At 69.2% G+C, this 1,501-nt stretch carries 1 protein-coding gene; it reads left to right on the forward strand.

The genetic code is table 11. The annotated features are described in order from the left end of the window. Positions 1–252: 252 nt before the first annotated feature. Entirely contained in the window at positions 253–1,473 is a 1,221-nt protein-coding gene (locus tag AB0H21_RS40870; protein ID WP_358527480.1) for an IS110 family transposase, read from the forward strand. The last annotated feature ends 28 nt before the right edge of the window (positions 1,474–1,501 follow it).

A 1,501-nucleotide genomic window follows, 5' to 3' on the forward strand; every position in this document is an offset into this window, starting at 1 on the left:
CGCCCGCTAATGGGAGCTACCGGGTCGGCTGATCGGGCAGACTCGGTGCCTGGTAGCCGCTGGTGAGCGAGCACTTTCGTCCGCTGGACCATCGTGAGTCCTGGGGTCAGACCGTGCCCTCACCAGTGGTCAGGGGTCTTGATCACTGATGGGATGTCGTGCCCGCCCTGGTGGCGTGAGTACTGGTCCATTAGCACGCCGACTGGCTCCTGCCGGCTGCTTGATCATGTAGTCGAGGGGTTGGGGGATCGCGTGCTGTTCGTCGGTGATGACTGGGCCGAGGACCACCATGATGTGGAGGTGCAGGACGAGCAGGGCCGGGCGGTCAAGCGGGCCCGTCTGCCCGAGGGCGCTGCCGGGGTGGCCCGGTTCCACGAGTTGGTCGCCTCGTTCCTGCCTGAGGACGCCGAGCCGGCCGAGGTGCTGGTGTGTATCGAGACCGACCGGGGGCCGTGGGTGCGGGCGCTGGTCGCGGCCGGGTACCGGGTGTTCGGGGTGAATCCCAGGCAGGCCGCCCGGCACCGCGAGGTGATGGGCAACTCCGGCGCCAAGAGCGACAAGGCCGACGCGCACGCGCTGGCCGACATGGTCCGCACCCGCCGCCACCAGCTCCGCGAGGTCGCCGGCGACTCCGACGAGGCCGAGGCGGTCAAGGTCGTCGCCCGCGCGCATCAGACGATGATCTGGGAACGGACCCGCCACATGCTGCGGATGCGCTCGGCGCTGCGGGACTACTTCCCCGCCGCGCTCACGGCCTACAAGGCTCTCGGCCTCACCAGCACGGCCGTGCTCGTCCTGCTGGCCAAGGCCCCCACCCCGCAGGCCGCGGCGAGGCTGACCGTCAACCAGATCACCGCGGCGCTCAAGGGGCACCGCGACAAGCCCGCCAAGGCCGCTGCGATCCAGGCCGAACTCCGCGCCGAGCATCTCGGGCAAAGCGACCTGGTCGCTTCCGCTTACGCGGCCACCGTGTCGGCGACCGTCGCGGTCCTGCAGACCCTGAACACCCAGATCAACGCCCTCGAACGGCAGGTCGAGGCCCATTTTGGCCGGCACCCGGACGCTGAGATCCTCCTCAGCCAGCCCGGCATCGGCGCCATCCTCGGCGCCCGGGTGCTCGCGGAGTTCGGCGACGCGGAAGACCGCTACGCCAGTGCCAAGGCACGCAAGAACTATGCCGGGACCTCACCGATCACCCGGCAATCCGGCAAGTCCAAGACCGTCCACGCCCGGTTCATCCACAACGACCGGCTCATCGACGCCCTCCACATGCAGGCCGGCGCCGCGATCCTGCACGACCCGGCCGTCCGCGCCTACTACGACCAGCTCAAAGCCCGCGACGTCAGCCACAACGCCGCCCTCCGCCAGGTCGGCAACCGCCTGGTCGGCATCCTCCATGGATGCCTGAAAACCCACACCACCTACGACCAAGCAACCGCATGGTCACACCGGCAACACGACCTCGCCGCTTGACATTCCGGCTCCAGGGATGTCTGACCCG

This window comes from Sphaerisporangium sp. NPDC051011 (assembly GCF_040653595.1).
Lineage (GTDB): Bacteria > Actinomycetota > Actinomycetes > Streptosporangiales > Streptosporangiaceae > Sphaerisporangium.